The organism is Aeromonas sp. QDB56 (assembly GCF_027705505.1).
Lineage (GTDB): Bacteria > Pseudomonadota > Gammaproteobacteria > Enterobacterales > Aeromonadaceae > Aeromonas > Aeromonas caviae.
Map to the genome: position 1 here is coordinate 26,103 of NZ_JAPDBZ010000031.1, position 8,202 is coordinate 34,304.

Annotated in this window: 7 protein-coding genes and 2 pseudogenes; 3 read left to right on the top strand and 6 right to left on the bottom strand. The window is 62.3% G+C overall.

Annotated features, from left to right (window positions below; all coding sequences use genetic code 11):
* Positions 1-43 precede the first annotated feature (43 nt).
* The 5 genes and pseudogenes from OKB81_RS07430 to OKB81_RS07450 all read right to left on the bottom strand — a co-directional run bounded on the left by OKB81_RS07430 (position 44) and on the right by OKB81_RS07450 (position 4,440).
* Positions 44-271, bottom strand: a complete 228-nt coding sequence (locus OKB81_RS07430) for a DUF4287 domain-containing protein (RefSeq protein ID WP_160837629.1) — start codon at positions 269-271, stop codon at positions 44-46.
* 29 nt (positions 272-300) lie between these two features.
* A complete protein-coding gene (locus OKB81_RS07435; protein WP_041211468.1) occupies positions 301-699 on the bottom strand; it encodes a GFA family protein in 399 nt (132 codons plus the stop codon).
* Positions 700-906: 207 nt separating this feature from the next.
* Positions 907-1,272, bottom strand: coding sequence for a VOC family protein (locus tag OKB81_RS07440; protein ID WP_160837624.1), 366 nt, complete (start codon positions 1,270-1,272; stop codon positions 907-909).
* Positions 1,273-1,617: 345 nt separating this feature from the next.
* Positions 1,618-3,058, bottom strand: a pseudogene (locus tag OKB81_RS07445) (chitinase).
* Positions 3,059-3,246: 188 nt separating this feature from the next.
* Positions 3,247-4,440 (bottom strand): methyltransferase, encoded by a 1,194-nt coding sequence (locus OKB81_RS07450; protein ID WP_049636771.1) that lies wholly within the window; start codon positions 4,438-4,440, stop codon positions 3,247-3,249.
* Between the two features lie 179 nt (positions 4,441-4,619).
* On the opposite strand from OKB81_RS07450, the gene OKB81_RS07455 reads away from it, so the two are divergent.
* Positions 4,620-5,198, top strand: a complete 579-nt coding sequence (locus OKB81_RS07455; protein ID WP_039040739.1) for a PhnA domain-containing protein — start codon at positions 4,620-4,622, stop codon at positions 5,196-5,198.
* Positions 5,199-5,538: 340 nt separating this feature from the next.
* On the opposite strand, the gene OKB81_RS07460 is transcribed toward OKB81_RS07455, so the two are convergent.
* Positions 5,539-6,564: a Wadjet anti-phage system protein JetD domain-containing protein gene (locus OKB81_RS07460; RefSeq protein ID WP_049636773.1), complete on the bottom strand. Its 1,026-nt coding sequence runs from the start codon at positions 6,562-6,564 to the stop codon at positions 5,539-5,541.
* 440 nt (positions 6,565-7,004) lie between these two features.
* Between OKB81_RS07460 and OKB81_RS07465 the strand changes: the two are divergent.
* A pseudogene (locus tag OKB81_RS07465) lies at positions 7,005-7,621 on the top strand (LysE family translocator).
* 123 nt (positions 7,622-7,744) lie between these two features.
* A complete protein-coding gene (locus OKB81_RS07470) occupies positions 7,745-7,948 on the top strand; it encodes a hypothetical protein (protein ID WP_039040737.1) in 204 nt (67 codons plus the stop codon).
* Positions 7,949-8,202 lie beyond the last annotated feature (254 nt).

Sequence of the window (8,202 nt, forward strand, 5' to 3'; positions counted from 1 at the left end):
TCTGCTCCTCTGGCTTTCCTGCACGTTTTGCACTGTGGCACTGTCATGCCACGCCGGGCGCATCGGGCTGCGCCAAAAAGTGGGCCACCAGGGCATTGGCATGGCCGTGACCCATGGCGTGTTCGTCCTTGAGCCAGGCCACCAGGGCCATGTGTTTGCGCTCCTCCCGCCCTGCCAGCAGGGTCAGCCAGTGGGCGATGGGCCGGCCGTATTTCTGCTCGATGGCGGGAAAATAGGAGGCAGGCCCCTTCACCTTCGGTTGTTCATCCATGATGGCTTCTCCTCGGGGTGAGTACAGGCTCAGGGTTTGGGGGCGAACTGCTCGAACACCTGCTGTCCGGTCAGGGTCGGGGTGTCGTTCTTGAGGGCATAGAAGTCGGGCTTCTCGTCGATGAAGATCTGCCCGGTGAGCTCGAACCCCTGATCCTGAAACAGGCCGGCGGAGAGGATGTACTCGTCCGTCGGCAACAGATGGTAGAAAAGATGGGTGCCGCAGGTGGGGCAGAATCCGCGCTCCGCCCACTCCGACGAGCGGTAGGCCACCGGGGCCATCCCGGTGAACCGTACGCCCTTGCCCCCGTGCACCGCGAACATGGGTCCCCCTGACCAGCGCCGGCACATGGCGCAGTGACACAGGTTGACCTCCTTGTGATCGCCGCTCGACACAGTGATCCCGCCACACAGACAATGTCCTTCCATGATGCCTCCTGAGAGTTGGGGCGACAGACCGGGCGAACGGGTGCTCGCCTTCTTGCCGCACCAGATGAAGTAGCACGGGATCCGGGGGGCGGCAACTGACCATTCCGGAGCCTCACCGCGGGGCTGAGGCTCCCGGAGCGGGAAAATCCCCCTCTTTATTCATCGAGTGAATGACTCAACACACCCCATGCACCGGATAAATAATGGTCAGGTTCCCTCCTGCAAGGCGATGCGATTCCCCTCGCAATCCCGACACTCCGCCACCCGGAGGCTCTCCCCGACCCGGGTGACGGGATAGAGACAGGCCCCGCCCGATGCCAGTGCCCGGGCCATGGCCCCCTCGATGTCAGGCACCCGCAGATAGATCCGGGTGCCATCCAGACTCGGCACATAGCTCTCCCCCTTCGCCAGGGCGCCGGAGCAGCCCGCCGTGCCACTTTCCAGGGGAAAGAGCGCCATCTCGTTGCCATCGATCTGCACCCGCTCCAGCACCGTCTCGAAGACTCCCTCATAGAAGCGGATGGCTCTCTCCATATCCTGTACCGGAATTTCAAAATGAATGGCGATGTTCATGGTCATCCTCCCTCGGTGTGAACCCGCAGGCTATCAGTGCCAAAAGAGGCGCAGCAAGCCAGCGCGGCAATCAACAAGGGAGGCGCGCGGCCTCCCCGGGGTGCTTGCGCTTGTACTGACTCTCAGGTCACCGGTGCCCAGGGGTCGCCCTTGCCCGCAATGCTGTTCACTTAAGAGAATTTGAGTTCCAGTCCACGTAGTATCAGGGCTAAAAATGAGGGAGGCATGATGCCTCCCTCTTTCTATTGCAAGCCACGCTGGATAAAGGCTGAAGGAACATCGACTGGAAACAGCCTTGCTCCCCCAACTCAAGTCGCATTTATGAATAATTAGTCAAAAATGTGCTTATCTGAACAGCATTGCGCCCTTGCCCGGCTCGTTGCCCTGGGTCCACCACTTGGCCTGATAGATGATCCCCTTGTGGCTCACCTTGTTGCCCGCGGTGTAGACCTTGCCTGCCTCCCAGGCCGGTACCCCGTCCACCAGTGGCGTGCCGGGGTCGACCGGGGCCGGATCCAGCGTGGCCACCACCCGTACCTTGGGCCAGCTGGCGTGGGAGCCGTAGAAGTTGGTCACGCACTTCTCGTAATCCCCCGGCACCAGGGCCGAATAGGCGGTCTGGTACCCTACCAGATCACACTCGAAGGAGTAGCCGCCGGGTCTGTCCGGGTAGTATTTCCAGTTGCCGTCCCAGTTGGTGTAGAGCACGTCGGTGGCGCCGTTGAGGTTGAGGCTGCCATAGGGGATCTGCTGCCAGCAGGTGTTCTTCTCGTCCGCCAGCAGCGGGATCCCGTAGTGGGCCGCAAGCCCCTCCCAGTAGCGGATGCGGTTGACCGGCTGGCCCTTGTTCTTGTTCTGCTCGCCGCACCTCGATGCCACCGTTGATGATGTTGATGGTGGTGCCAAAGCCGTAGCCGATGCCCGCCGCCAGCTCACGCTGGGAGGGCACCCAGGTCCGGTCGATGACGTGCAGCATGGCGGGTTTGGGAGCCTGGGGCGTCAGGAAGAACCAGATGGCGGAGGCGAGGTTGAGCCAGGAGTCCGCCACCAGCCCGGGGTTGTTGAGGAGCACGGTGGCGTCGCCGTCGAACATGGCCTCGGAGAAGGCGCCGTAGTTGAAGTGGTAGGAGAGCTGCTTGGCGCCGCGACCGAAATAGCCCTGACCGGTGCTGCAGGGCCAGCGCCGGTTCTGCCAGTCACTCTGGCCACACCCCGTGGTGTAGCCGGTCTGCCCCTCAGACCAACCCATCTCCCGCACGTGCACCAGGGCCTATTGCCACTCCTCCAGCCCAAGGGGGTTGTCGGAGACATTCTCCTTGGCAATGTGGCCGCCGGTCTCCTGGGCAAAGTGGGCGAAGGCGGTGATGATGGACTTCTTGCAGATGGCGTCCGCATTGCGCCCGTCCGTGTAGTCGCCGCAGAAGGCGGGGAACTTGCCCACCGCCCGCAGGAAGCGCTCGTAGGTGTACTCCGGGGCGGCCATCTGGGTCAGGAACTCCCAGTCCGATTCGGTGAAGACCCGCTCGACCCGCTTGACGTTGTCCGGGTTGCCGGGGGCGCGTGCCACGATGGCCTCCACCACCGAATTGGGCCGGGTGGCCAGGGCGTGGGACCAGATCCCGTACATGAGGTTGGCGGTCTTGGCCTGGGCCGCACTGGCAAGATCCGCCGCCGCCATCACATAGCCGCCGCTGTTCTGGGGATCGGGCTGGATTGTCATGGCGCTCTGGCCGGGCAGTGCCCAGACGAGGGCAACCAGGCAGGCGGTACGCGTGAGCATGAACATGGGTAACCATCCTTGTCTTGAAAATGTCAGGGCGAGCATAGGCATCCTGACAACTAAATTCACGACAAGAATTAAGAATTTGGCGAAATTGTGAGCCATGCCTCCCTGCACTCAGATGGCGCTCGTTTGCAGGGGGATCCAGCCCCTGGTCTTGCGGCCGCAGCCATCCGACCTGTCCGGACTCTTGCTCAGATCCCCCCTGCGCGCACCGCCCGGATCAGCAGATTGCGCGGGGTCATGGGTTTGGGACAGAAGGTGCCCACCTCCACCCGGTAGCCCTGCTCCTCGAGGAAAAGGGCGCGATCGAGCAGCAGCCAGATTTCCAGGGGACGGCGAAACAGGTGGCGCACCAGCTCCATGCGGGCGACATCGCCAAAGCGCCGCTCCCCCTGTGCCAGCAAGGCGGCGTAGTCGAGCCCCGCGGGCAAGCCCATCCCCTTGCGTTCGGCGGCCCAGTGGCAGAAATCCTCGAAGCCCCCGGTCAGCAGGCTCTTTTGCAGGTTGGGCACCGGCAGGTACTCATCCACCCCGCGCACCTGGCGCTGCAGGCAGTCGAAGGCGAGGCGCCACACCACCTCCCGCTCCCGCAGCCGGGCGATGCGGGCACCGCCGGTCACCGTCTCCTGCAGCGGCAGCTTCAAATCGCTCTTGCCAAGGCGCAGGGCACTGGCCCTGGCGGCCCGGGAGAGGGGCGCGTAGTGCTCTCCTCTGATGAGGTGGTAGCAACACGGGGAGAGGGTCACCCCCTGGGCACGCCCCTCGGCCACCCGCGTCAACAGATGGGTGTGCAGATCGCCGCAGGCATGGAGCGCCATGGCGTGATGGTGCGGGGCGATGAGGGCCCCGGACTCGGCGGCAAAGGCATCCGCCTCCACGAACCGCATGTTGGCGCCGTCGCGCGCGGCGAGCCGCCGCCCCTCCTCGCAGAGCGCCCCCTGCCACTCCAGGCTAAGGATCTCCGCGCCACGGTGCAGCGACACCAGGCGCCCCAGATGCCCCTTGCCGGCGCACCACTCCAGATAGGGACCTTGGTGGGGGGGCAGGCAGCCGGTGAAGGCCTCTATCTGCCCCTGCTTGCGTCCCGGCATGTACATCGCCATGGTCCTGGCGCACTGGACGGGCTCTGGGGCGAAAGGGGCAAGCTCGCCGAGGGCCTGCAACTCGGCCCCCGCCGGGATCCAGGGGGCAAGCAGGGTGCAGAGCGCATCCATGTCCCCGTCGAGGTGCGCTATCTCGTCAAGGGTCAGGGCTGCCAGGCACTTCGCAAGGGCTGGCGCCTCGCGGGCAAAGGCGATCCCCAAATGGTGATAGGGCTGGTATTGCCACCAGCGTCGCTCGGCGGTGAGCAAGCAGTCCAGTTGTCGAAAACGGTGGGCCAGCACGGTGAACCTGTCCTTTGGCGCAAAAAGGGAGGCTCATTCTAGCGATCTGCCGTCAAAAAGCACTCGCCTGTGCGCCGCTGGTAGCCTGACAAAAAGCAGGGATTTGTGCTATATTCCGGCCCCTCATTCGCGCAGCCCGCCACGGCGAGCAGCTTTACCCCTATAAACGGAACCCAATCATGACCATCAATGCCATCCTGCAAGCCCGTGCAAATGCCAAATGCGAGCTGTGTGGCGCAGAACATGCGCTGACTGCCTTCCCGGTGCCGCACTCCCCCGCCAGCGACGACGACCACAGCGTGGCCCTCTGCGCCACCTGCCGCGGCCAGCTGGAGCAGCCGGACACCACGGAGGTGAACCACTGGCGCTGCCTGGGTGACAGCATGTGGAGCCAGGTGCCGGCGGTGCAGGTGATGGCCTGGCGCCAGTTGAAGGCCCTCGTCGCCCGGGGCGAGCTCTGGGCCCAGGACATGCTGGACATGATGTACATGGAAGACGAGGTCAAGGCCTGGGCAGACGCCGGCGTGACCAGCGACGATGACGACAGCGTGCCGACCGTCGACTCCAATGGCGCCGTGCTGGTGGAAGGGGACTCCGTCACCCTGATCAAGGATCTGGACGTCAAGGGCGCGGGCTTCACCGCCAAGCGCGGCACCCTGGTCAAGGGCATTCGCCTGACCAACAACCCGCTGCACATCGAGGGCAAGGTCAACGGCATGCAGATCGTGCTGGTGGCCGCCTACCTGAAGAAGGCCTGATACCGCCCCTTCAAGCCAGAAGCGCCCCCAGGGGCGCTTTTTTGTTGCCTCTGTTTCCTGCCGTTCGGGTGGCACTCGCGGGAAACTGGACTATCCTGCAAACCAGTTCCGCGGTATGCCCCTCCCCTGACTGTCAGTGCGCCAACGGAGAGGGCCTTCCCGGCACGCATGGAAAGACCCCGGGCACCCTGATCCCCATGGCGCCCACGAGACAAGGAGCCGCCCCATGGCCAGCAAGAAAGAGATCAAGAAGAAGATCGCCGCCCGCCAGGCGAAAATCGCCAAGCACGAAAGCAAGATCAAAAAGCTGAAAAAAGCCCTGAAAAGGGGCTGACAACCATTAAAACCGCCTGATGGCGGTTTTTTCATTACTGCGTTGGCCGCAAGGCGCGTCGAGTGGCCATGACTGCCAACCTCCGGCTAGCACCAATACTTCCTGTTCCAACCACAATCCCCTTTCGATCAGATATATAAGGACCTCTTCCAGTTGCTTGCCATGCTCACTCACCACGGGGACCTCCTCCCATGGGATCTTGCCTCTGCTGATCGGTTGCCCCTCCAGACGGCGGATCAGAGTGCGGGCATAGTGATGAACATAGGCCATCAAGGTGTCGGGTAGCCAAAGAGCCAACGGACGACGAAGGGCATGGGCCAGCTCGTTAGCGATATCCAATCCGCGCTGATCCAGATCGCCAAAATGGGCCCAGGGTACGGCAGCCGGCAACAGCGGGAATACCTGACGTGCCAACTTGGTATTGCGGCCAGGCACATAGAGCAACAACTCCCCCACTTGCAGCGGGTAATCCACGAAAGCTCCCTTGTTCTCCACCGTGACCAGTTGCCGCCCCTGCCACTCAATGCCATGTAACTTACTCAAGCAGCGCTCCGGTAAGACCAGCTCTCCCAATAGTGCCAGTTGCGCCCTCATGTCGTGGCGCAGTCCGTCCTGGTCGATGAGTGACAGCGGGCTCAGCGTGCGAAGTCGAATCACTTCATCCTGTGTCAGCGTGATGTCGATAGCATCATTATCTGGATCTATCCCGCTCTTGCTGTCCCCATGCCAGAGGGCATGAAAACTGGCCTGGTTTAGATGTGCGGGCAGGTCCACCCCGAGAGCCCGTATCGTGTCACGCCTGTCCGGCATCACTGGTGCAACCTGTGCCAGCTGTGCTGCGAGATAATTCCTTCCAGCATCGGTCAACACATGACGAGCCCCTCGTCCCACTGGCTTGACTCCACCCACAGCCTGCAGGAGATCTCTCAACTCGCGGCCATGCTTGCTATCGAGTGAATATCCCTGGTTATTAGTGTCTGCCAGCAAGCGGGCACAGAGATCCTGCACTCGACGCTCATCAAAAAGTGACATCCTCCCCCCTCATTCATTGCGGTTCCATATGGCCAAGTAGAGGGGATCTTTCTGTCCACAACAGTGATCTTTCTCGCACCAAAGAAAGAGCACTTCAAGGAACCCTGCAAGTCGACAAGCTCGAGGCAGGACGAGCAGCGCTTACGATTGGCGATCCATCGATATCGGTGAAATCAGTATGCTGCGACGCCATTGGTTAGCCGGTGAGAAAAAAGACAGCTTATCTGCGGTTTTAACACATCATAAAAAACTGCCTTAATGCGATTTTTTTATACACATCCTTGCCTATTGCATTTCCAGCCGCAGACCATGCTGCACCGGATTGCCCTCCCCTGAATCCTCTTCGGGGCCGGGAGAGACGCCGCTGGACGACTCGTCAAAGAGGCTGGCATCATGCCTGCTTTGACGCCAAGGATGTGCTCATGAACCCCAATACCTGGATGCTGTTTGCGCTGGCCTATCTGCTGGCGACACTGACCCCTGGCCCCAATGTGCTGCTGGTGGTCAAGAACGGTCTGCAACACGGCTGGCGCGCCGCCCTTGTCAGCATCCTCGGCAACCTGGGGTGCCAGGCCATCCTCATCGGTCTGGTCGCCATGGGGGTGGGCCCCTGCTGCAAACCCTGCCTCCCCTCTTTGTCGCCCTCAAGCTGGCGGGGGGTGGCTACTTGGTGTATCTGGGCTACAAGGCGCTGCGCGCGGCCAATACCGGTGCCCAAGGGCTCTCTCCCTCCACCGCTCGGGGACGCACCAGAACCACCCTCTCCTTGTTGCGAGAAGCCTTTCTGGTCTCCGCCAGCAACCCCAAGACCATCGTCTTCCTCTGCGCTCTGCTGCCCCAGTTCCTCGATCACCAGAGTCCGCTGACGCTGCAGTTCATCACCATGTACCTGACCATCTGCGCCATCGTCAGCCTGGTGCATCTGTGCTATGTCGCCCTGGCTAGGCGCGCCGGTCGCTACTTCAAGCCAGGTCGCGGCGAGCGCCTCGTTGGCCGCATCACCGGCGGACTCTTCATCACCCTGGGCGGCGCCATCCTGCTCAGTGGTCGTCCCTGATCCCTGTGCCTCACCGTTGCTGACATTATCTGCACCATCGGCGCCGCTTGGGCGCCGCGGATCCCGGCCACCGCGGCTAGAGTTGTAGGCGTGTCTGTATATGAGCCTGCGGTGGAGCGCCATATGTATTCCTACACCCTCACCTTCCGGGAGGAGGCCGACAAGCTGACGGCCCCCGAACACGAGATCCGCTTGCAAAGCCCGGCACAGGCCGGTGATTTCATCATTCTCTCCGATGGCAGTCGCCATCAGGTGATGTTCGTCACCCACCGCGCCCACTACAGCAGCCTCTACCTCGACAAGGGGGTCCGCATCCCCCAGAGCTGATACAGGCATCGTCTTTCGCTCCTGCTATGGTGAGAGAGGGCTGCAGCTCGCCAACGCAAGCCCCTTGCCGCCCAGGGAGCGGCAAGCCCGAATGACCCATTGCCAGAGGTATTGATCATGTTCAGACAGACCGCGCTCATCCTGACCCTCACCCTGTTGGGCAGCGCCCAGGTTCACGCCATCTTAAATGCGAAAGGGGACTCCCTCCGACGTAGGTGGGAGGGGAATTTCGCCGGGGCGTCAGCCCCGCTGGT